This is a genomic window from Exiguobacterium sp. 8H (genome assembly GCF_902506255.1).
In the GTDB taxonomy this organism is placed as follows: Bacteria; Bacillota; Bacilli; order Exiguobacteriales; family Exiguobacteriaceae; genus Exiguobacterium; species Exiguobacterium profundum.
This window is the reverse complement of the sequence record NZ_LR733429.1, coordinates 1,198,692-1,221,960: the sequence shown is the minus strand read 5'-3', so window position 1 is coordinate 1,221,960 and position 23,269 is coordinate 1,198,692. Positions and strand designations below refer to the sequence as shown.

The 23,269-nt window shown below is 48.2% G+C and carries 23 protein-coding genes and 1 riboswitch; of the genes, 16 read left to right on the top strand and 7 right to left on the bottom strand.

Annotated elements, in window-relative coordinates; translation table 11 throughout:
• The first annotated feature begins 1 nt into the window (after position 1).
• Positions 2-1,915 carry an N-acetylmuramoyl-L-alanine amidase gene (locus GVY43_RS06225; RefSeq protein WP_159562581.1) on the top strand — a complete coding sequence of 638 codons (1,914 nt, stop codon included), beginning with the start codon at positions 2-4 and terminating at the stop codon, positions 1,913-1,915.
• A gap of 80 nt (positions 1,916-1,995) precedes the next feature.
• On the opposite strand, the gene GVY43_RS06220 is transcribed toward GVY43_RS06225, so the two are convergent.
• Genes GVY43_RS06220 through GVY43_RS06210 form a run of 3 tightly spaced genes read right to left on the bottom strand, consistent with a single transcriptional unit; the run spans position 1,996 to position 5,804 of the window.
• Positions 1,996-3,036, bottom strand: a complete 1,041-nt coding sequence (locus GVY43_RS06220; RefSeq protein WP_074036411.1) for a ribonucleotide-diphosphate reductase subunit beta — start codon at positions 3,034-3,036, stop codon at positions 1,996-1,998.
• Complete coding sequence (locus tag GVY43_RS06215) at positions 2,993-3,499, bottom strand: flavodoxin domain-containing protein (protein WP_159562580.1); 507 nt, start codon at positions 3,497-3,499, stop codon at positions 2,993-2,995. The genes GVY43_RS06220 and GVY43_RS06215 overlap by 44 nt, the downstream gene beginning before the upstream one ends.
• 49 nt (positions 3,500-3,548) lie before the next feature.
• Positions 3,549-5,804 (bottom strand): ribonucleoside-diphosphate reductase subunit alpha, encoded by a 2,256-nt coding sequence (locus GVY43_RS06210; protein ID WP_371730226.1) that lies wholly within the window; start codon positions 5,802-5,804, stop codon positions 3,549-3,551.
• 532 nt (positions 5,805-6,336) lie between these two features.
• On the opposite strand from GVY43_RS06210, the gene GVY43_RS06205 reads away from it, so the two are divergent.
• The 12 genes from GVY43_RS06205 (at position 6,337) to GVY43_RS06150 (ending at position 16,304) form a co-directional block, all read left to right on the top strand.
• Positions 6,337-6,567, top strand: a complete 231-nt coding sequence (locus GVY43_RS06205; RefSeq protein ID WP_159562579.1) for a DUF1871 family protein — start codon at positions 6,337-6,339, stop codon at positions 6,565-6,567.
• A gap of 13 nt (positions 6,568-6,580) precedes the next feature.
• Positions 6,581-6,829 (top strand): NifU N-terminal domain-containing protein, encoded by a 249-nt coding sequence (locus GVY43_RS06200; protein ID WP_074036416.1) that lies wholly within the window; start codon positions 6,581-6,583, stop codon positions 6,827-6,829.
• On the top strand, positions 6,826-7,626 hold the full coding sequence (locus GVY43_RS06195) for a glycosyltransferase family 2 protein (RefSeq protein WP_159562578.1): 801 nt from the start codon (positions 6,826-6,828) through the stop codon (positions 7,624-7,626). Before GVY43_RS06200 ends, GVY43_RS06195 begins: the two co-directional genes overlap by 4 nt.
• A gap of 2 nt (positions 7,627-7,628) precedes the next feature.
• On the top strand, positions 7,629-8,123 hold the full coding sequence (locus GVY43_RS06190; RefSeq protein WP_012726802.1) for an Lrp/AsnC family transcriptional regulator: 495 nt from the start codon (positions 7,629-7,631) through the stop codon (positions 8,121-8,123).
• Positions 8,120-9,304, top strand: coding sequence for an aminotransferase (locus GVY43_RS06185; protein ID WP_159562577.1), 1,185 nt, complete (start codon positions 8,120-8,122; stop codon positions 9,302-9,304). Before GVY43_RS06190 ends, GVY43_RS06185 begins: the two co-directional genes overlap by 4 nt.
• A gap of 58 nt (positions 9,305-9,362) precedes the next feature.
• Complete coding sequence (locus tag GVY43_RS06180) at positions 9,363-10,607, top strand: lysine N(6)-hydroxylase/L-ornithine N(5)-oxygenase family protein (protein WP_159562576.1); 1,245 nt, start codon at positions 9,363-9,365, stop codon at positions 10,605-10,607.
• A gap of 197 nt (positions 10,608-10,804) precedes the next feature.
• On the top strand, positions 10,805-11,197 hold the full coding sequence (gene yugI / locus GVY43_RS06175; RefSeq protein ID WP_074033496.1) for a S1 domain-containing post-transcriptional regulator GSP13: 393 nt from the start codon (positions 10,805-10,807) through the stop codon (positions 11,195-11,197).
• A gap of 99 nt (positions 11,198-11,296) precedes the next feature.
• Positions 11,297-12,289, top strand: a complete 993-nt coding sequence (locus tag GVY43_RS06170) for a Gfo/Idh/MocA family protein (RefSeq protein ID WP_159562575.1) — start codon at positions 11,297-11,299, stop codon at positions 12,287-12,289.
• Positions 12,290-12,363: 74 nt separating this feature from the next.
• Complete coding sequence (locus GVY43_RS06165; RefSeq protein ID WP_159562574.1) at positions 12,364-13,527, top strand: iron-containing alcohol dehydrogenase; 1,164 nt, start codon at positions 12,364-12,366, stop codon at positions 13,525-13,527.
• Between the two features lie 106 nt (positions 13,528-13,633).
• Complete coding sequence (locus GVY43_RS06160) at positions 13,634-14,986, top strand: glucose-6-phosphate isomerase (protein WP_074036426.1); 1,353 nt, start codon at positions 13,634-13,636, stop codon at positions 14,984-14,986.
• A 99-nt stretch (positions 14,987-15,085) separates the two neighbouring features.
• Entirely contained in the window at positions 15,086-15,559 is a 474-nt protein-coding gene (gene ytkD / locus GVY43_RS06155) for an RNA deprotection pyrophosphohydrolase (RefSeq protein WP_159562573.1), read from the top strand.
• Positions 15,540-16,304: a S9 family peptidase gene (locus GVY43_RS06150; protein ID WP_159562572.1), complete on the top strand. Its 765-nt coding sequence runs from the start codon at positions 15,540-15,542 to the stop codon at positions 16,302-16,304. Before ytkD ends, GVY43_RS06150 begins: the two co-directional genes overlap by 20 nt.
• Positions 16,305-16,319: 15 nt before the next feature.
• Here the strand turns inward: GVY43_RS06150 and pckA are convergent, their stop codons facing one another.
• Positions 16,320-17,891 (bottom strand): phosphoenolpyruvate carboxykinase (ATP), encoded by a 1,572-nt coding sequence (pckA, locus tag GVY43_RS06145; protein WP_159562571.1) that lies wholly within the window; start codon positions 17,889-17,891, stop codon positions 16,320-16,322.
• Between the two features lie 322 nt (positions 17,892-18,213).
• A riboswitch (SAM riboswitch) is annotated at positions 18,214-18,333 on the top strand.
• A gap of 132 nt (positions 18,334-18,465) precedes the next feature.
• Between pckA and metK the strand changes: the two genes are divergently transcribed.
• The gene (gene metK, locus GVY43_RS06140) at positions 18,466-19,674 is read left to right on the top strand and encodes a methionine adenosyltransferase (RefSeq protein WP_012726792.1); all 1,209 of its coding nucleotides are present in this window, start codon (positions 18,466-18,468) and stop codon (positions 19,672-19,674) included.
• Positions 19,675-19,711: 37 nt separating this feature from the next.
• Here the strand turns inward: metK and GVY43_RS06135 are convergent, their stop codons facing one another.
• Positions 19,712-20,230, bottom strand: coding sequence for a hypothetical protein (locus tag GVY43_RS06135; RefSeq protein ID WP_159562570.1), 519 nt, complete (start codon positions 20,228-20,230; stop codon positions 19,712-19,714).
• Between the two features lie 165 nt (positions 20,231-20,395).
• Between GVY43_RS06135 and GVY43_RS06130 the strand changes: the two genes are divergently transcribed.
• Positions 20,396-20,866 (top strand): GNAT family N-acetyltransferase, encoded by a 471-nt coding sequence (locus tag GVY43_RS06130; protein WP_159562569.1) that lies wholly within the window; start codon positions 20,396-20,398, stop codon positions 20,864-20,866.
• Between the two features lie 88 nt (positions 20,867-20,954).
• On the top strand, positions 20,955-21,668 hold the full coding sequence (locus GVY43_RS06125; RefSeq protein WP_074036433.1) for an alpha/beta hydrolase: 714 nt from the start codon (positions 20,955-20,957) through the stop codon (positions 21,666-21,668).
• Between the two features lie 31 nt (positions 21,669-21,699).
• On the opposite strand, the gene GVY43_RS06120 is transcribed toward GVY43_RS06125, so the two are convergent.
• The gene (locus GVY43_RS06120) at positions 21,700-22,272 is read right to left on the bottom strand and encodes a class I SAM-dependent methyltransferase (protein ID WP_159562568.1); all 573 of its coding nucleotides are present in this window, start codon (positions 22,270-22,272) and stop codon (positions 21,700-21,702) included.
• Positions 22,226-23,200, bottom strand: a complete 975-nt coding sequence (locus GVY43_RS06115; RefSeq protein WP_159562567.1) for a TIGR01212 family radical SAM protein — start codon at positions 23,198-23,200, stop codon at positions 22,226-22,228. The genes GVY43_RS06120 and GVY43_RS06115 overlap by 47 nt, the downstream gene beginning before the upstream one ends.
• Positions 23,201-23,269: the final 69 nt, after the last annotated feature.

Here is a 23,269-nt window from a genome sequence, read left to right as displayed (position 1 = left end):
GATGAAAATGAAACTATTGAAAGTTGCCCTCATCTTAACGGTCCTCTTGTTTGGTATGCAACTTCCGTCTGCTGAAGCTGCTACTTACGATGGAGAGACGACTGTCAATTTGAACATTCGTACATCCCCTAGTCTGAGTGGGAAGGTAGTGAAAACATTACCAAAAAGCACGAAAGTAAAGTATGGAACGTATAATCAGTCCTGGCACAAAGTGTATGTAAACAATCGTACATACTATGCCTCGGCCCAGTACATTCGGAAACTTTCATCCACTGCAAGTTCGCTAACGACGCAGGCGGCAACGTCTACTGGTGTGACAACTGCGAACTTAAACGTACGAGTCACGTCTCATCGATCGGCGAAGATTGTCGCTACGTTGAAGAAAGGGACGGAAGTGAAGTATGCCGTTCATAATTCTTCTTGGGCAAAAGTCTACCTAAATGGCAAGACGTACTATGCCGCCAAAGCTTACATCGCACCGAAACTGACAGAATCGAATGTGGAGCGGACAAACGGCTACGCGAACCGTGAGTTGAAGTTGTTCGCTGAACGCAACCAACGTTCGAAAGTGCAGAAAGTTCTTCCGAAACATACGGCTGTCGTCTCGAGTAAATATAATTCAAGTTGGTCGATTGTCTATATCGGGAACGAGACGTATTATACGCCGACTTGGGGCATCACAGCAGGCACATTGGAAACTGGTGTAGAGAAAAAAGACGGGTATGCAAACCGGGAGATGAAACTCTTCGCTGAGCGGAATCAACGTTCGGCGGTGAAGAAGGTACTCCCCGTGAACACGGCTGTCGTCTCGAGCAAATACAACTCGAGCTGGTCGATTGTATATCTCGGAAGTGAAACTTATTACACACCGACAGCTTGGATCTCTACGTCGAAAACGCCGACAGAGCCTCCGACGACAACGAAACCGGATGATGGACTCACGCAAGGGTATGCAAACCGTACAGTAAACTTGTTTGGGAAAACCCATCAGAGTTCGGAAGTCCTCATGGTTCTTCCGAAATACACGGCTGTTTCATACAAAGCGTACAATTCGAGTTGGTCGACTGTTCATATCGGCTCGAAAGTCTACTACACAGCGAGTTCGTGGTTGACGAAAGGGAAAGCCCCGGCAGCGCCGGAAGCTGCACCAAAAGGTACGGTATACATCAACACACCAGGTGATGTATTGAACGTTCGTTCGAAAGCGAGTCTTGATTCGAATGTGGTTGGTCAACTCAATCACGGAACAGCTGTTTCACATTATGGGACAATCAATGGTTTCCATAAAATCAAGTTCAATGGACAAGATGCTTTCATTTCTTCAGCATTCGTGATGACATCTAAGCCGAGCACATCGACTGGAACAGTCATCGTCCTTGATCCAGGACACGGTGGAAAAGACCCAGGAGCAGTTAATGGATCTCTCTATGAGAAAACGATTGTACTCGATGTAACGAAACGTGTAGAAGCTTATCTTCGCTCAAAATATGATTACAATGTACGTCTCACTCGTTCAACTGATGTCTATTTGACTCTAGATCAGCGAGTTGCTGCAGCGAAGTCGTTACGTGGTGATTTGTTTGTAAGTATGCACGTCAACGCAGCCGGTTCATCATCTGCGAAAGGGGTAGAAACGTTCTATTCTTCTCAGTCTGCGCACAGCGCTCGAAGTCGTGTCCTTGCTTCAAACATTCAAAGCAACTTGGCAGGTAAAATGAGTGGAATGTCGAACCGAGGAGTGAAAACAGCTAATTATTACGTTATTACGTATAATACAATGCCATCTGCACTCGTCGAATTAGGATTTATCTCATCACCAACAGATTTGACTTACCTTCGAAGTAACACGTCTCGTCAGCAAATGGCGGAAGGTGTGGCTGAAGGAATTGCCAAATATGTTCAGACTTATTATTGATTTGAATTAACCCAGACATGATTGTCTGGGTTTTTTTGATGTACAAAAAACCGAACCGATTAAATCGGTTCGGTTCAATTTTATAGATCATCAAATCCGTTCGCGTCTGTCACTTTCGCATAAGAACGTGACTTTTGTTCGAAGAAATCAGATTTTGTCGCATTGAGCGAGTCATCTGAGTATGCACGGATCCAAGGCATGACATCTTCGTCAAATCCTTCATACAAGTCATTCAGACCGATGACGCGGAGGCGTTTATTCGCCAAGTATTTGACGTAGTCTCGCATTTCACTGACGTCGAGTCCATCGAGGTCACGGAGAACGTATTCACACCACTCGATCTCGAGGTCGACCGCTTCTGCCATCGTGTCGTATACGAACTGACTGAACTTTCCGTTTTCATCAATCTTCGGATTTTCTGTCAGCACGGCACGTAAGAGCTGGCTGATGAAGTAAGAATGTTGCATCTCATCACGTTGGATATAACTGATCATCGTTGATGTACCGACCATCTTTTGGTGGCGGGCGAGATTGTAGAAATAAGCGAATCCTGAATAGAAGTTGATGCCTTCTAGAATGACGGATGCAACGAGCGATTTCGCAAAGTTTTCAGCGTTCGGAGTCTCGCGGAACGCTTCATATAAGTCCAAGATGAATTGATTGCGCTTCATGACCATTTCATCGTCTTTGGCGATGTCAAAGATTCGATTTTGTTCAGCGAGTGGCACGAGACTTGATAGGACATAGCTGTATGATTGATTGTGCACGACCTCTTGTTGTGCGATGACCGCGAGAACGGCGTGTACAGACGAGTCAGATGAGAACATAGAAGACTCGAGGATGTATCGTGTCTGGACCGAGTCGAGAATCGAGAGCAGTCCGATGATCCGTTTGAATGCATCCTGTTCACGTTCAGTCAATTGCGGCCATTGTTGCATATCCTTAGACATTGAGATCTCATCAGGAATCCAAAAGTTCGATAATAACTGTTTGTAAATGGTATAGAACTGAGGATACGCGATATCGTTCCAATTGACGATCGAACTCGTTTCCCCGCCAATGATGGCGGTTGCCCGGTTAGGATGTTTGGGCGACAATAATTTGATTTTCTGAATCGACATGATGCATAACTCCTTCTTCTACATGGTGAGCCATCCGCTCTGCCCAATGTTGGACGTTGAACGGTTGGTTACGTGGGGACTGCTCGATTTTAAGCAGTTCCCCGGCAAGTGGGATTCCGTATTTTGAAAGGTGGTACGCCATCTCGTCAACAGCGCGACAGAAATGTACAAACATCTTGTCACCGGTTCCGAATACCGCAGCTTGTCGAATCGGCACTTGGAGTTCCTTTAACACGAGGCGGAACGTATCTTTCATTTCGTCTGGTAAGATTCCGTCTGCCCACGTGTAAGAGCCGAAATAGACGAGGTCGAACGAAGCGAGCGATTGAGCTTCGCGATATCCGACGCGATCGGCATCATAGCGGACGACCGTATCGCCACGGCGATGATGTGTCGATTCGATGAGCGATGCCACTTCTTCTGTGTTTCCACTCATCGAATGACAGACGATTGCGATGTTCATAGGGTGGACCACCTTTCTATAAAATGTACATAATGATTATGACGATGGTTTACGAAGCACACGACTCACATTCGTCGACTTCGACAGTCGTCGAACGAGTGTAGTAAATCGACTTCATGCCAAGAGACCATGCCTCGAGGTGCATCGCAAGAAGCTCTGTCGCTTTTACATCGTTCTTCACGTATAAGTTGAAGCTGATTGCTTGGTCGATGTGGCGCTGGCGAGCCGCGTTTTGACGGATGCTCCATAATTGATCAATTTCAAATGCTGATTTATAGAACCAGTTCGTGTCCGGCGTCAAGTCGGGAACCGTGACTGGAATCTTATAGTTTTTCTTCTCTTCTGAGTAGACCTTTTTGTAGACCGGGTCAATCGATGCGGTACTACCAGCGATAATCGCCGTCGATGAGTTTGGTGCAACGGCCATCATATAGGCGTTACGGACGCCGTTTTGATGTACTTCTGCTGCGAGACCGTCCCAATCGAGGTCGTCGTGTGAACGATAGTTCCGACGCTTGAAGTATTCGCCTGTATGCCATTCTGAACCTTCGAAGACGCCGAATGCTCCTTTTTCTTTGGCGAGTTCCATCGATGCTTGGATTGTGAGATACGCGATTTTTTCATAGAGTTTCTCTGCATATTGAACGGCATCGACCGATTCCCAACGGATTCCTTCTAGTGCGAGCAAGTGATGCCAACCGAACGTTCCTAGACCGACTGCACGATACTTCTGGTTCGTGATCATCGCCTGTGGAACTTCGATCGTATTCAAATCGATGACGTTATCGAGCATACGCATTTGAATCGGGATGAGTCGTTCGAGCACATCGGCTTTCACGGCACGAGCAAGTGCGATTGAACTCAAGTTACAGACGACGAAATCACCAGGAGTCTTTGTGATGACGATTTTTCCGTCTTGTGTGTATTCTTCTTCGATTGTCGTTGCCGACATGTTTTGCGCAATTTCAGAACAGAGGTTGGAACTGTAGATCATCCCGGCATGTTTGTTTGGGTTTGCGCGGTTCACTGCGTCTCGGAAGAACATATATGGTGTACCTGTTTCAAGTTGTGAGCGCATGTAACGTTTTACAAGGTCGATGGCTGGAACTGTCACACGAGATAATTCTGGCGTGTTGACACATTCCATATATTTCTCTGTGAAGCTTCCACCGTTCTCTGATTCGTCAAAATAGTCTTCAAGGCTATATCCCATCACGGTACGAATCTCGTGTGGATCGAACAAGTGCCAGTCGCCGCGTGCCTCGACCGTACGCATGAAGAGGTCCGGTAAGCAAACGCCTGTGAACAAGTCGTGTGTCCGGAGGCGCTCATCCCCGTTGTTCAATTTCGCGTCTAGGAATTCGAAGATGTCCTTATGCCAAATGTCTAAATAGACGGCAATTGAGCCTTGACGCATACCGAGTTGGTCGACAGAGACGGCCGTGTTGTTCAATTGCTTCATCCAAGGAAGGGCACCACTTGAGACGCCTTTGAATCCTTTGATGTCACTACCACGTGAACGAATTTTCCCGAGGTAGACACCGATTCCACCGCCACCTTTTGAGAGCGTCGCCACATCGGTGTTCGAATCATAAATGCCACGGAGGGAGTCATCAACTGTATCAATGAAACAAGAGCTGAGCTGTCCATATGATTTACCGGCGTTTGACAACGTTGGTGTCGCGACCGTCATATAAAGGTTTGATAAAGCCCAATAAGCTTCTTCGACGAGCTTCAATCGAGTCGTCTCATCTTCTTTTTGCATGAGCGTCATCGCGATGACCATGAAGCGCTCCTGTGGAAGCTCATAAAGGTTCTTCACATGATCGCGCCCAAGATAGCGGTCCGACAACGTGCGGAGTCCGATATATGTGAAGAGACGGTCACGGGATGGGTCGATCAATGTTTCGAGATGGTCCATGTCTTCTTTTGAATACGTATCGAGAAGCGCTGACGTGAAAATTCGTTTTGATGTTAACGTCTCGACCAGTTGATAGAAGTTACCATAACGCATAGATGCTTCGTAACCGCGGTTGCGTGCCGCTTCAAGATAGAGGCGGTTCAAGTACATTTCCGTTGCCACGAACGTCCAGTCCGGTTCTTCGGCTTTCAACATATCGAGGGCATGCATCGTCAATAAGTCATATACTACATCTTGTGTTAGCGTTTTTGTCTCGAGCGCCCGAATCGCCCGTTCTTCATAGCGTTCTACGCTTAAGTGAGGATACCGTGTCTGGATAGATTGAATAAGAGAAGAGACGTCAGAAAGCGTTGGAGCCGCTGGTAGCATCGTCTCGTGGTGGATAGGGGATGTCAAAATAGATCACTCCTTTAGATGGTGTAGACGTTATAAAAGGATAATAAGAACTTCCTTACCTGTCACAATATCGTGTTAACGATCAAAATACCCGTTAACTATATATTGACACTTTTTTATCTTTTTAATCATAAAACACCTATATTTAGTTTTTCAATCCTTGACATTCTGGAATGTGCCCGTCACCTTTTTGCTTTTGCTCCAAAAGGGCTTCATGACCCAATTTGAGACAGAGAACTGAGATGAAAAAAATTTATGTATTGTCTTTGCTTGTTTTTTCACAAATTGATGAATTCGATTTCATCACTCTTGATGAAACATTTCATCCGTTTGTTTGAGGTGGAATGGATTGTATTTGACGTTACTTATCAAAATACCTGCATATTCATTTCATACTAGATATAGTGTTCTGATGAATCAAGAAATATGAATCCATTTGTCAAGGCTGGTATCCGAGTAAAAAGTAAGGTAGATTGGTGAAGTAGGACATGGAATTTCAGCGAAAAGAAGGGTTTAACAAGTGCGTACAGAAGACTTATTATTAACATGGGACCCACTCGGTTATGGGGCAGGTTCATACGGACCGGAGTTTGATGAAGTCATGATGGCATTAACCTATGTCGATTCTACCGAACAATTGACCGAAGTGATTCGCCGAACGCTTCTTGAAGCGTTCGATGCGTGTCCACCAGAAACAGAGATTTTCGAGATGGCGCAGCGACTCCTCGCATCGTCATCTTGCCAACTATAAGGAGGAACCAATAATGTTACGAATTGATCCAACACCGAATCCGAATGCGATGAAAGTGACACTTCCAGAGAACGTGTTTGGCGCCAAGAGTCAAAGTGTGAAGGCGGGCGAAGCGACAGATCAACCGCTTCTCGCCAAGTTAGTTGAAATCGAAGGCGTGGAGAGTGTCTTTGCTTATGGTGACTTTGTGACCGTATCAAAGGAGAACGGTGTGAGCTGGGAAGCAATTCTTCCACTCGTTGAGACGGCATATCGCGGATGAAACCGATTGTCTCGATTGTCATTCCGGCTTATAAGCGCGAGACGGAACTGACGGAACTGCTTGAAAGTCTAACGGTCCAAACGTTTCAGCAGTTTGAGGTCTTGGTCATGAATAATGAAGGGCCGCCAAAACAACACCTTTTGGCGCCTTTTTTGAATCAATTGGATGCACGTGTCATCGAAGTGGGTGAAAACCATCATGTTCGTGCCCGTAATCGTGGTGTTCTCGAAGCGAGAGGCGATGTCATCTTGTTACTAGACGATGACGATTTGCTCATGCCGACACATCTAGAGGCAGGGCTACGCGACCTTCAACAGGCTGACCTCGTCTATTCGGACGCTGAGCTGTTCCGCTTCGAATGGAGAGGAGGCCGTCGTGTCGTGACGGACTGGGAACCGTTCGCTTACGCGTTCGATCGAGAGCGGATGCGTCAGGACTCGACGTTTATCCCTTCGGGTACGATGTATCGCAAATCGATTCATGACACGATCGGCCTATTCGACGAAGACGTCTATAACTACTGGGATTGGGATTTCTTGTTAAGGGTAATGGATGCATTCACCGTGTCACACCCGGCGCGTGCGACGGTACTGTACGCGTTCAACGGGACCGACAACCTATCAGCAATACAGGATGAAACGAGACGTCGTTATTTTGATCGTTTTTGTCAAAAGCACGGTCTGACAGACATGGAGATGAAGAATTTCCATATCGTTCAGGAGGAACGACGTTCATACGTGAGACAGACAGAGAGAACGTTCACAGGCGTGCTACCTGGTCGAACGGAAGGAGAATAAGTATGTATTCATCAAAAGAACTTGAGTTGTTAGAATTGTTAGAAGAAAAGGGGTATCTCGAGACGAAGATGTTGGCTGACTTGTTGGCACTCGATGAAGAGACGATTGAGTCGATGCTCGAGAAGTTCAAGCAAGACGGGATTCTCCTTGGATTTCGTGCCATGGTCAATTGGCAAAAAATCAATCGCCACGATGTCACTGCCTTCATTGACGTTAAAGTGACTCCGAAACGAGGGCGCGGATTTGACGACGTGGCCGAGCGTATTTATCGCTTCCCAGAAGTGACGGCGCTTTATTTGATGTCGGGGGCTTATGACCTTCAAGTCGTCATCCGGGCAAACTCGCTTCAAGATGTTGCCTCATTTGTCTCAGACAAGCTTTCGCCGCTTGATTCGGTTTTGTCGACGACAACTCACTTCAAATTGAAGACGTACAAACATGACGGGATCTTGTTCACCCCACAAACTGAAGATAAGCGGTTGAACATCACGCCATGAAGTCTTTATCAAATCAAGTCGTCTCGATGAAGCCATCGGGCATTCGCCGTTTCTTCGACTTAGCACAGACGATGGATAACGTGGTCTCTCTCGGGGTGGGAGAACCGGATTTCATCACACCGTGGAACGTGCGAGAAGCGAGCTATGCCGCACTCGAAGAAGGATATACGGCCTATAGTGCTAACGCCGGTCTCATCGAGTTGCGTGAAGAGATTGCAACTTATATGAAAGAACGCTTTTTAGTCGAGTACGATCCGACGTCTGAATTGATTGTCACGACAGGGGCATCGCAGGCGCTCGATATCGCATTCCGTGCCCTTCTCAATCCAGGGGACGAGGTCATCGTGGTCGAACCGGCATTCGTTTCATATGGTCCACTCATCGAGTTGGCAGGTGGAACCGTCGTGCCTGTCGCGTGTCGTCCAGAGAAAGGGTTTCGACTCGATCGGGATGACGTCGAGCAAGCCATCACAGAACGAACGAAAGCGATCTTGCTCTGCTTCCCGTCCAATCCAACGGGCGCTACGATGAATGGCGACGAACTCGCGCAAATCGCAGAACTCGCGACAAAGTATGACCTTTGGGTGGTCAGCGATGAGATTTATGCGGAACTTTGTTATGACGACCCATTCGTCAGCTTCGCGACGCTCCACGACATGCGAGACCGGACGATTGTTGTGAATGGTTTCTCAAAAGCGTTCGCAATGACAGGATGGCGTCTTGGCTTCACATGCGCGCCCGAAGTTGTGACACGAGAGATGTTGAAGGTCCATCAATATGGCATGATGTGTGCACCTACGCTCGTTCAATTCGGTGGACTCGAGGCACTTCGGACTCGTGAGCAGCACGTGCCGAGCATGGTGAAAAGTTATCGTCAACGTCGGAACTATTTCATTCAAGCGCTGAACGAGGCGGGATTACCGACGCACGTGCCAGGTGGAGCATTTTATGCTTTTCCTTCGATTCGACATACTGGATTGACGAGTGAGGAATTTGCAGAACGTCTTCTCATCGAAGAACGTGTCGCCGTTGTTCCTGGAAATGCCTTCGGTGAGAGCGGGGAAGGATTCGTCCGGGCGAGTTATGCGACTTCGCTCGAACAACTACAAGAAGCGATTCTCCGGATTCAACGTTTCATGAAACAATTTGAAGTCACAGTAGCCAAGGACTCTCATTCATGAGAGTTCTTTGGCGTTTTAGCGATATAACGAAAGGGAAAAGACGGGCGAGGTGAAGATGATGAAACGATTTGACTTTGTTGCAATCGGGTGTGGTCCGTATAATCTTGGTCTCATGGCCCTTACGGAAAAAACTGAACTGCATGGGATTTGCTTTGAGCAACGCGCGGAGATGATGTGGCATGAAGGCATGTTGATTGAAGGGATGACGATGCAAACGCATTATTTACAAGATCTCGTCACGTTGGCGGACCCGACCCATTCGGCGAGTTTTCTGAACTATTTGAGTGATACGGGTCGACTCCAAACATTTATCACGCAAGAACAAGATAAGATTCCTCGAACGGAATACAATCGTTACTTGCGATGGGTTGTAAATCAACTGTCGACGATTCGTTTCAATCATTATGTGTCTGACGTTGTAGTGGAAGAAGAGGGCTTCCTCGTGACCGTCGAATCAGATGGTCGATCGCCACAAGTTCATACAAGACATCTCGTCCTAGGGACAGGGGCGGCGCCATTCGTGCCGGACGGGTTTGAACAAGTCATTCATACGAGCGATTATTTGACGTACCGTGACGTCCTCAAAGACCGATATCGTGTCGCGGTCGTGGGGAGCGGACAGAGTGCGGCGGAAGTCTTTCTGGACTTGTTGCGTGAAGCGACGGATGAACAACGCGTCGACTGGATCACACGCTCCGAACAATTTGAGTCACTCGAAGCAGGCAAGCTTGGGGATGAAATTTTTAGTGTGGATTATGTCGATTATTTTCATAAGCTACCGTACGACGCTCGGCAAGAGCTACTCGGGTCATTCGAGCGTTTCCGTCATGGTGTCAATCCTGAGACGATGACCTCGATCTATGAGACCTTGTATCATCGGACGGCAGAAGCGAAAGCGACGAAGGCTGATATGATGACACAGGTCGAAGTGGAATCGATTTCTTATGATTGGTTAACACATCGTTTGAAAGGGACCCAACGGTATACGGGAGAAATGATTGAAAGAGAGTACGATCTCGTTGTCGTGGCGACGGGGTATCGCCCGGTGATCCCATCTTGGATAGATCAGCTCCCGGTTGTATGGGAAGTAGAGGGAGAATGGGCAGTCCGTGACACGTATGAGGTGATCATGAGCGAGTCGCTAGGCGGAAAGTTGTTTACGCACACGAATATAGAGCATTCACATGGTCCGGCTGCGACGAATCTCGGGATGGCAGTCTATCGAAATGCGGTCATTTTGAACGACATGGCTGGAGAAACGATCTATCCGATTCGTCATCAGAAGCCGTTTACGACATTTTGAACAAAAAAAGGGCTAGGCGAGTCGCCTAGCGGAATCAGGGGGGAATACTTGAAGTCTTGCTTGATTTGTATTTACCCCGCACTTCGACTTTAAAACATACCAACACGTCAAAAATAATCTTTTTTACTAAATTCTACACTTTATCGAAAAAAGTATGTTATAGTAAGTTGATGAATTTAGCATAGGAGTTGTTTGTAATGGCAAAATACGAAAAAGATCAAGTATTAACAGGTAAAGTAACAGGAATCCAACCTTTCGGTGCTTTCGTAGCACTCGACGATGAGACTCAAGGTCTTGTACACATTTCAGAAATCTCACACGACTACGTAAAAGACGTAAACGATTACGTTCAAGTTGGTCAAGAAGTTGAAGTGAAAATCCTTGAAGTGGACGAAGCTTCTAAAAAAATCAAGCTTTCAATGAAAGCGACTCAAGAAGCTCCAAAACGCGAGAAGTCTGCGAAGCCAGCTCGTCGTGCGCCACGCCGCAACGAAGCATCTTCAAACTTCAAGCAAGAAGAAGCTCCAGGATTCACAGTCCTCAAAGACAAACTTGAAGACTGGATCAAAAACACAAACTTCAAGAAGTAAGTGTTTCAAGGTGGCCCGTTCTAAACGGGTCACCTTTTTTATTTTACAGGAATCGGCGGATTGAATGACGAAACTGTAAAGCGAATAGGAGGGGATGGCATGAAGATTGGCATCATCGGAACGGGAGGAATTGCGACGAGTGCCCATATCCCGAATTATGTCAAAGCAGGCATGGATGTGGTAGCGGTCATGAACCGGACACGGGCAAACGGGGAACGTGTCGCACGACAGTTCGGCATCCCAAACGTTTATGAGACGGTCGAAGAGATGCTTTCACGCAAAAATCTCGATGCGGTCAGTATATGTACACCAAACGCCTTACATAAAGAGCAAGTGCTGCTTGCGCTTGAAGCAGGATGTCACGTTCTCTGTGAGAAGCCACCGGGAATTTCAGAGAATGAAGCGATCGAGATGTTAGAAGCGGCAAAACGAGCCGGAAAAACATTGCATTACGGATTCCATTACCGACATCGTGAGGATACGGTTCTGTTGAAGCGAATGATTGATGCGGGTGAACTCGGAGACATCTATGCAGCGACGGCGCTCGCGCTTCGACGGCGTGGAATTCCGGGATGGGGTGTCTTCACGAATAAAGAACTGCAAGGCGGGGGTGCATTACTCGACATAGGTGTGCATATGTTAGACCTGGCGCTTCATTTGATGGGATACCCGAAACCGAGAGAGGTCGTCGGTCATGTAGGTCAGTACTTAGGGAATCGTCCTGGTGTCGGCTTGCTGGGGGAATGGGACGCGAGTTCGCTCACAGTCGAGGATACGGCGAGAGCGATGGTCACGTTTGAAAACGGAGCATCCTTATTACTCGACGTCAGCTACATGGCCAATATCGAGGAAAAAGATACGATGCGAGTGGAATGTCGCGGCACGAAAGCCGGAGCCAGTCTGTTCCCGCTCACACTTCACACGGAGAAATTTGGGGCATTGTTTGACGAGCGACCAGCTTATTTGACTGAACACGACCCGTATGAGCGGCAAATCCGACTCTTCCTTGAGGCCTGTGGAGAAGAGCTGAACTATCGGCAAGCGGAGGAAGCGGTCATCTTGCATCACATCATCGACCGTATCTATCAGTAAGCACGATACTTTTCATTCCGTGAAAACAGGGTATATAGTGTAGGTGTTACATATTTCTATGAGGAGGTTAACTTATGCACAACTTTGAATACAAAAACCCGACAAAACTAATTTTTGGAACACATCAGGTCGAAAAATTAGGTGGAGAACTAGAAGCGCTTGACGCGAAGAAAGTGATGCTCGTCTATGGTGGCGGAAGCATCAAAAAGAACGGGACGTACGATGAAGTCGTGGCCGAGCTTGAAAAAGCCGGTATCTCATACGTAGACTTCTCAGGTGTTGAACCGAACCCGCGGATTGAGACTGTACGTCGTGCGGTGAAATTTGCGCGTGAAGAGGACGTTGATGCCTTGCTAGCTGTCGGTGGCGGTTCCGTCATCGACTGCACAAAACTGATTTCAGCAGCGATTCCATATGACGGGGACGCGTGGGACATCGTACTTCGTGAACATATCCCGACAGAGGCGGTACCATTCGGGACAGTCCTTACACTCGCTGCGACAGGGTCGGAGATGAACTCGGGATCGGTCATCACGAACTGGGAGACTCAAGAGAAGTTCGGTTGGGGTCACCCACTTGTATTCCCGACATTCTCGATCCTCGATCCACGTTACACCGTGTCAGTTCCAAAAGACCAGACAATTTATGGCATCGTCGACATGATGAGCCACTGTTTCGAGCAATACTTCCACCCGAACCATGCGCCGGTACAAGAACGCATGACAGAAGGTGTGTTGAAAGCGGTCGTCGAATCGGCACCGAAACTCGTCAACGATTTAGAAAACGTAGACCTCCGTGCCATCATCTTATTCTCAGGTACGATGGCATTGAACGGTGTACTTCAAATGGGTGCAGCCGGTGACTGGGCATCGCACAACATCGAACACGCCGTATCTGCTGTCCATGACATCCCGCATGCTGGGGGCCTCGCGATCCTCTTCCCACGTTGGATGGAACATGTGTTGGATGAAGACAACGCGGCTCGCTTTGCTCGACTCGGTACGGAAGTGTTCGATGTGGAGCCAGGTGCAACGGATTTAGAGACAGGGAAGCGTACAATCGAGGCCATCCGTGCGTTCTTCGATCAACTCGGTGCACCGAACTCGCTTCGTGACTACGATATCGATGAGTCGACATTCGATGCGATTCTTGATTCTGCGATGAAACGTGGTGCATTTGGTCGTTTCCGTACGCTCGAACGGGAAGATGTTGCGCATATTCTCGAACTAAGTAAATAAGGCGATTTCTTGCCTATTTTGCAATAATGATTGAACGAATCTAGACTTTCCGTTTATGATGGGTCATGTATGGCTCTTTTACGAGCGATTTAAAGGAGGAAATGACATGTCAACTGTACGTTTCGATTATTCAAACGCGCTCTCATTCGTAGGGAAGCATGAAATCGACCAAATGCAAGAAACGGTAAAAACTCTTCACTCGGTGATTCACGAGCGGAGCGGTGCCGGAAGTGATTTTCTTGGGTGGGTCGACCTTCCGACCGAATACGATCAAGATGAGTTCGCACGAATCAAAGCTGCGGCGGAACGAATTCGCGAGAATTCAGATGTTCTCGTCGTCGTCGGAATCGGAGGTTCTTACCTCGGTGCCCGTGCAGCGATCGAAATGCTTCAACATTCGTTCTTCAACGTATTGTCAAAAGAAGAGCGCAAGGCGCCACAAGTATTCTATGCGGGCCATAACATCTCTTCAACGTATATGAGAGAATTGCTTCAAGTGCTTGAAGGGAAAGACGTCTCAATCAACGTCATCTCGAAATCAGGAACGACGACAGAACCTGCGATCGCATTCCGTGTCCTCAAGCAATTCATGGAAGATAAGTATGGTCAAGACGGAGCGCGTGAGCGGATCTATGCGACGACAGACCGTGCCCGTGGTGCCCTCAAGACGCTCGCGGACGCTGAAGGTTACGAGACGTTCGTTATTCCAGATGACGTCGGTGGACGTTTCTCTGTCCTCACACCGGTCGGACTTCTTCCGATTGCCGCTGCAGGAATCGATATCGATGCTTTGATGGAAGGCGCACGCGATGCACAAAACGCCTACAGCTCGCCAGAATTGGCTGAGAACGAAGCGTATCAGTATGCAGTCGTACGTAATGCTCTCTATGCGAAAGGTAAATCGATTGAGATGCTCGTCAACTACGAACCAGCTCTACACTACGTGTCAGAGTGGTGGAAACAGCTTTACGGAGAATCAGAAGGGAAAGACAACAAAGGGATCTTCCCTGCGGCTGTCGACTTCTCGACTGATCTTCACTCGATGGGTCAATACATTCAAGAAGGCCGTCGCGACTTGTTCGAGACAGTCATCCGTGTGAAAGAAGTCCGTCACACAATGAATGTCCCAGAAGACGCACAAGACTTGGATGGTTTGAACTTCCTCGCAGGCGAAACAATCCAATTCGTGAACGACAAGGCGACAGAAGGGACGCTCCTCGCACATACAGATGGGGACGTACCGAACCTTGTCGTCGAATTGCCAGAGATGACACCTTACCACCTCGGTTACTTGTTCTACTTCTTCGAGAAAGCATGTGCAATGAGCGGATACATCCTCGGGGTGAACCCGTTCAACCAACCTGGCGTTGAAGCATACAAAGCGAACATGTTCGCATTACTCGGTAAACCAGGGTATGAAGAACAAAAAGCAGAACTTGAAAAACGCTTGAATCAATAAGAAAACGAATCGGTCCGCGTGTCGGACCGATTTTTTTGTTTGAAACTGGGTGCAGACAAGGTAAAGTGAGAGTAGACAGGGGAAAGAAAGGGATGGACTATGAAGACATTCAAGGATTACTATCATAATCAAGTCGAGTTAAGCTTCACCCATTATCCGTTCTCAGACACGCCGCTCCACGTCTGGGTCGTCGCCCGATATAAGGACAAATGGGTATTGACGAAACATAAGCAACGAGGGCTCGAATTCCCAGGTGGGAAAGTCGAGCCGGGCGAACATGAGGATGCCGCTGCCATCCGGGAAGTATATGAAGAGACCGGAGGCGTCGTCAAGACATTACGATACATGGGGCAGTATCGTGTGCTCGGCCGCGGCGACACCGTCATCAAAAACATTTATTTTGCGGAAATCGAACGATTCGAAGATCATCCCGCAGTCGACGAGACGGATGGGGCCGTCTTGATCGATGTCTTGCCGGACAACCTACTACGGAATCCACGTTACAGTTTTATGATGAAAGACCGTGTCTTACCGGAAACGATGAGGGTGCTCCATGAGCAACACTTGGTTTGATCGGGTCGACGTCTTGCCACCTTATGCCGGTTATCGGGTGACGCGTGGGTGGTATACGACGAATGATGGGGAAGAGGTCGTCGCTTATTCGATTGAACCGAAACGGTCGAACGGACAGGTATTGATGTACTTACGAGGGGGGACGGCACGAATCGGAGACGTCCGGTTGCCGCGACTCATGCAATTTGCGGCACGTGGTTTTCATGTGGTGGCCCCGGTTTATCGAGGCAATCACGGAGGTACGGGAAAAGAAGACTTCGGTGGAGAGGATTTAGAAGACGTACTCTCACTCTATGATCGCGTCCAAACGAGTGGACGACCGATTCATGCGCTCGGTTTTTCGCGCGGTGGGATGATGGCACTCTCTCTCGCATCTGAACGACCGGTCACCACTGTCACTTCATGGGCCGGTGTGACGAATCTACAGTGGACGTATGAAGAGCAGCGCTCGATGCGGAAGATGTTACGTCGCATGACGGGCGGGGACCCTGAATCGGCAGAAACGGCATATACGGAACGTTCTCCGCTCTATAAGGAATGGGGCGCTCCAACGCTGATCATCCACGGTACGGATGATGAACAGGTCCGATTGCGCCATGCGACGGCAGTCGCCGAGAAATTAGGTGAGCAGGCCGAGTTTTGGGTGCTTCCGTTCGGACACCAACTCCCGTTTTGGGATAAATGGGAGACGACCGAACAAGCGATGGAATGGATGCTACAACAAGCAAAAGCACCGACTCGATGAGTCGGTGCTTTCGTATTAGATGACCAGTGGACCGGCTGCGATGACCGATTCACTCGCTTTCGTGAACCGTGTGAAGTTCTCTTTAAACTTCATCGCGAGTGCCTTCGCCTCGACATCGTAGCGAGCTGGGTCGCTCCACGTGTCACGTGGATTGAGCACGTTACTCGGTACGCCTTCGATGGCTACTGGGATCTCGACGTTGAAAATGTCATGTTTCTTCGTGTCGACGTCACGAAGTTGACCGTTGACTGCGGCGTTGACCATCGCACGCGTGTAAGCGAGTTTCATACGCGAACCTTCACCGTATGCACCGCCAGTCCAACCTGTGTTGACGAGGTAGACATCCACGTCGTGTTCCTCAATCAATTTACCGAGCATATCCGCGTAACGCTCTGGAGCGAGCGGAAGGAACGGTGAACCGAAGCAAGTCGAGAATGTCGCCTGTGGTTCTGTGACACCGCGCTCCGTGCCGGCAAGTTTTGACGTATAACCCGACAAGAAGTGGTACATCGCCTGTTCTTTCGTCAGTTTGCTGATCGGAGGCAAGACGCCATATGCATCTGCCGTCAAGAAGACAATCGTATTCGGATGACCTGCGCGAGATGGGAGCATCGCATTGTCGATGAACTCGATTGGATATGCCGCACGTGTGTTTTCCGTCAAGGAAATGTTCTTATAGTCCGGTGTACGATCTCCATTCAACACGACGTTTTCAATCAATGAACCGAAGCGAATCGCATCATAGATTTGAGGTTCGTTCTCACGAGACAAGTTGATCGTCTTCGCGTAACAACCTCCTTCGATGTTGAAGACCCCATCCGGTGACCATCCGTGTTCGTCGTCTCCAATCAAGTGACGCTCAGGGTCAGCCGAAAGCGTTGTCTTCCCAGTGCCCGACAATCCGAAGAAGAGTGCCGTTTCGTTCGCATCGTTGACGTTTGCCGAACAGTGCATCGATAACACGTTCTGCTCAGGTAGCAAGAAGTTCATGACGGAGAAGATAGATTTTTTAATTTCGCCACCGTATTCTGTTCCCCCGATCAGAATCGTGCGCTTGGCGAATGAGACGAGAATGAACGTCTCAGAGTTCGTACCATCGACCGCAGGGTCTGCTTTATAGCTCGGTGCATAAATGACCGTGAACGGGTCGAACGCACCTTTCGTCGGCCATTCGCGTAAGAACAATTGTTTGGCGAACAGACTGTGCCACGCATACTCCGTAATGGCACGGACAGGCAACGTATAGTGTTCATCTGCACCAGCGGATGCTTCTAGATAATACAGCTTATCCTTCTTTTCTAAATGGTCGAGAACTTTGTCAAGAAGTGCTGAAAACTTCTCTTCTGCGATCGGTTGGTTCACTTTACCCCAATCGACGAGGTTGTTGCTGACTTCATCTTGTACGACGAATTTGTCTTTCGGTGACCGTCCGGTAAAAGCACCGGTGCTGACAGATAATGCCCCGTCTTTTGTCAGTACACCTTCACCATTTTGAATGGCTTCTTCCACCAGCTCTGGAACCGTCAAGTTCCGTAACATGTCGGCACCATTAATTAATTCTTCGATTTTCAGGAGCGTTGTCGCCATCCTGAATCCCACCTTTCCCCTAAATAGATGTGGATGAAATCCGCATACTTCCGCGATTACGATTAATCAGTATGACATTTTTAATTATATGTGACACACTAATTAAACACAAGCGTTTCTTCTCTCTAAGTAAGCGCTTTCTTACAAAGTCATTTTATCACATTCTCTTATCACAAGGTGTTAAAAAAAAGAAACGAAATAAAAAAATGTTTGACGATTCACAAACAGAAATGTTTTGCAAGTCTGTGAAAACTTTTACGAATTCGTCCGATTCCCTTGACATAATCGAGTGTCATTTATATGATGGTTTTCGTAACGGATACTCTTATTCTGAGCGGTGGAGGGAACAAGGCCCTACGAAGCCCAGCAACCGTCCGACATGAAGTCTTGTGCGGAAAAGGTGCTATCCTGAAGCGAAGCCATTAGCTTCGAACGATAAGAGGGTAAGGAAGAACGATTCAACCTTTCCCCATGTATGTCATCGGGGGAGGTTTTTTTCATTACCGTCCCAAAGCAACGCGTAAGGGGAACGAGTACCGTCCACATAATACCCTTATTATAGGAGGTTTTTTGAATGTCAAAATTGAACCGTCGACTTTTTACTTCAGAGTCGGTTACTGAAGGACATCCAGACAAAATTTGTGATCAGATCTCTGACTCCATCTTGGATGCCATTTTAGCGGAAGACCCGAATGCCCGTGTTGCGGCAGAAACGTCTGTCACAACAGGTCTTGTACTCGTAGCTGGTGAAATCACAACGTCAACTTACGTGGATATCCCGAAAGTTGTCCGTGAAACAATCCGCGAAATCGGATACACGCGTGCGAAATATGGCTTTGATGCTGAAACGTGTGCGGTCTTGACGTCAATCGATGAGCAATCGGTAGACATCGCGCAAGGTGTTGACCAGGCGCTTGAAGCACGTGAAGGTCAGATGACTGAAGAGGAACTCGATGCAATCGGTGCAGGAGACCAAGGTCTTATGTTCGGATATGCGACAAACGAGACACCTGAACTCATGCCGCTTCCAATCTCGTTAGCACACAAGTTGTCACGTCGTCTTGCTGAAGTGCGTAAGAACGGTACGCTCGAGTACCTTCGTCCGGACGGGAAGACGCAAGTAACCGTCGAGTATGATGAGGACAACAACCCTGTGCGCATCGATACGATTGTTATTTCGACACAACACGCTGAAGAAATCACGCTTGAGCAAATTCAAGAAGATTTGAAAAAACATGTCATCGAGGCAGTCATTCCTGCTGAACTCATCGATGCTGAAACAAAATACTTCATCAACCCGACTGGTCGCTTCGTAATCGGTGGACCACAAGGGGACGCAGGTTTGACTGGACGTAAGATCATCGTCGATACGTACGGTGGATACGCTCGTCACGGTGGCGGTGCATTCTCTGGTAAAGATCCTACAAAGGTTGACCGTTCAGCGGCATACGCAGCCCGCTATGTAGCGAAAAACATCGTTGCAGCAGGACTTGCTGATAAAGCAGAAGTTCAACTTGCATACGCAATCGGTGTTGCACACCCAGTATCAATCGCTGTCGATACGTTCGGCACAGGTAAATTGAGCGAAACGGAACTCGTTGAACTCGTTCGCGAGAACTTCGATCTCCGTCCAGCAGGCATCATCAAGATGCTTGACCTTCGTCGCCCGATCTACAAACAAACGGCAGCTTACGGTCACTTCGGTCGTACAGACATCGAACTCCCATGGGAGCAAACAGATAAAGCAGCCATTCTTGAAGAAGGCGCGAAACGTTTCGCGTAATCATCAAAAACGACCTTTCCGAGGAAAGGTCGTTTTTTTATGCTGTCGGCGGTGCCTGTTTGTTCGAATCGGATGAAGAATCGGTTGTCGGATCTTGTCCAAGCGCCGTATCCTTCGCTTCGACGACTTTCTCCCCGATGTCCTGTAAGTCCGACTTGGCCTCTTGAGCCGTCTCGACGATTTTAGTGACGTCCTCTTTCACGGTATCGACTTCCCCGACGACTTTTTCGTATACGTTTTGGACATCTGTAGAGACTTCTTGAATCTTTGTCGAGGCCGACTTCACTTGTTCAATGACTTGAGACGCCTTTCCGGCAGGATCTTGTTTCACTTCGTTGACGATGCCCCCGACCGACGATTTCGCATTCGAGAGGGATTGCTTTGTCTGCTCCCGGTTCGAGGAGCTAAGTAAGGCGAGTAGACCACCGACGAGTGCACCGAGCAACATCCCGGTCACGACACTGATTTTTGGACTTCCCCCGTCCAATTGATCAAATTGACGGTTCGGGTTTGCTGTCTGTTCTACTTTCGGGTCATGTTCTTGTCTAGGTTCCATGTGGTTCCACTCCTTCGTTTGATTGGCATTGGTTGTGTTATACCCTAGAGCAATGTCTACGTAACGTTTTCTGATGAATCGTCATGAAAAAGAAATGAAGGAGCAGGATAAAAACACCGGGATAGGGAATGATACAAATAGATTGGCCAAAAGGGGGAAGCTGTCATGAACATGAGGGAAGCAGTGCCAGAAGATGCGACGCTGATTCGGAACATCGCGCTGGCGACCATTTCACAGGATGATTCCAATCGAACGAGAGCGATGGAACGCGCGTATCGGCAAGAAGAGATTGTACGAGCAATCAGTTCAAGTGAAGAAGCACGAGAACAGTATTTTATCGTTGGCGAATATGAAGAAGATGTCATCGGATTTTGTCATGCCATCGATCGCGGTGACATGTGGGAGATGCTCCGCCTCTATCTGCACCCCGATTATCATCGAAACGGCTACGGCGCAGCCTTTTTGGCCCACCTTCAATCGAAAAAAGAACAGCCGATGGAAGTGTACGTTGAGAATTCGAATGAGCAAGCAATCGCCTTCCTCTTGCATCAATCTTTCAAAGAAGTGAATCGCATCCAGGAAGAGGTATATGATCGTCCGATGGAACTCATCCATTTACGATATGACCCGAGCTAAGCCTCCAGACGGATTTTATTTAAACATCAGTTGCGGCTGATGTTTTTTTGATACAATGAATGTAGTCTATAAACGAGGTGACGGCTGTATGGCAAATGAAGAAGTACGAAAAGGAGTCATCGTCATCGTGTATCCGTTACAATTCACGTCACGGATCAGCGAGAACTTTATTCGACGGCTCGAAGACGAGTATGAAGTCATCGTCGTCCGCGAACAATCGATTGGATTGACGGCGGGTGACCATAAGCAACTAATCAAGCGAGCATTGCGCGAGGCAGGAGAATATAAATTACCGATTCATGTCGTGGCATTCAGTCTTGGCGCACTCTTAACGAATCGCCTTTTGCAGGAGTACGATGTGCCACTCGGGAGTCTCACATATATCTCCCCATTGTTTGATTGGCATGCCACTCGTCAAATCGGTGGGTTGAAACAAGTCGTCGCAAGTGCTGTCGACCGTTTTCGTCCTGACTTGCCACTTGGGATGATGACATTTACTGGCGGCGGAGACGAGTCGTCCCGATTCGGAGAAATCACATATGCGCAATATCGGGAGATCGAAGAAGAAATCGTCGAGCATCAGGAAGAGAAGAAGCATCTGCCACGCCTTCCGCTCGCCTGTTTCTATGCACCAGACGACCAGTTTGCGGACGTGAAGTTGACGTTGAATGTTTGTCGAAAAATCGGTGGGGACCAAGTGTATATCCGGCGATTGGAAGGATTCCCACACTTTGGTTACGAACGATTGAACACGAAATTCGCGGAAACCCTCATGACGTTTTATGAATTGATTCAAGAATGACAGAAGGCGACTCTAATGAGCCGCCTTTTTCTTATGCACGTTTTTCAATCGCCACGATGAATGGGGGATGATTGACTTGGTTGATAAATCCATAACGCAGGACGCCTGCCTGTTTTTGATCGAGGGACTCTACATAATGAAGCACCTCGTCTCGTTCGACTTTCCCACTTTCATGTCCGTGGTAAATCACGATGACGATGACGCCACCGACAACCATGACGTCTAATAGTTGGGATAATGCGGCAATCGTCGTATTTCCGTGTGTCGTGATCGATTTATCACTTCCCGGTAAATACCCTAAGTTGAAGACGGCCGCGGTGATCGGACGCGCTTCCTTTTCAACGACCGCTTGGACCGTATCGTGACTATCATGAATCACGGTCACACGTTCACTGACATCCGCTTCTTCAACCCGCGCCTTTGTGGCTGCTACAGCTTCTGATTGGATATCAAAAGCATAGACATGTCCTGTCTCGCCTACAGCATTCGCTAAGAACAACGTATCGTGTCCGTTCCCGGCCGTCATATCGATGGCGACCTGACCTTCCTCGAGATGGTCATGTAGTAATTTTTTTGCAAAAGGTAGTACTCTCATTAATCCCATACATCTCATCCTTCTTTTTTCCTTGAAAAGAATCCCGGCGCTCCAATTCCGCACGAATCTTGTTTAGCACCTGCATCTTGTGACGGCTCCATAGCGGACCGATCAAGAGGTCGGGAGGACCGTCTCCTGTCAAACGATGGACGATCACCTCGGGGGGAATCCGTTCGAGTTGATCACAGACGAGGGAGACGTATGTGTCTTCCTCCATCAAGTCGAGCAGTCCTTTCTCATATTGACGGGCGAGCGGTGTGTGTTTCAAGACGTGAAGTAAATGGATCTTGATTCCTTGTATGTCCATTTTAGCAACTTCTCGTGCCGTGTCGAGCATCATCTCTGGTGTCTCACCTGGGAGGCCATTGATGATATGAACGCAGACACGAATGTTGTGACGGCGAAGTTTCGCAAGACCGGTCAAAAACGATTGATAGTCGTGCCCGCGATTGATCTTTTTAGCGGTGGTGTCGTGTACGGTCTGAAGACCAAGCTCTACCCAAAGGGAAGTCCGTTCATTCAACTCTGCTAAATAGGCGACGACGTCGTCCGGCAAGCAGTCAGGACGTGTCGCAATCGAGAGACCGACGACCCCATCCTCATTTAGTGCCGGTTCATACAATTCACGTAACCGCTCGACTGGTGCATACGTATTACTAAACGCTTGGAAATAAGCAATATAATTGGCATTTTTCCACTTCCGGTGGAGACGAGCCTTCACTTCTGCAAATTGAACGGGAATCGGATCGCAAGCATTTCCCGCGAAATCACCACTTCCATCGTCCGAACAGAAGGTGCATCCGCCTTTTGAGACACGTCCGTCACGGTTCGGGCACGTGAAGCCACCATCGAGTGGCACTTTAAACACCTTGCCCCCGTACTCTCGGCGATACGCCTCATTTAGTGTATGGTAGCGATTTTGACCGAATGGATTCATGTTCATCTCTCCTTCCTTGCTCATCCTATCACAAACGGAAAATGACAAAACTTCATAATAAGTAATTTT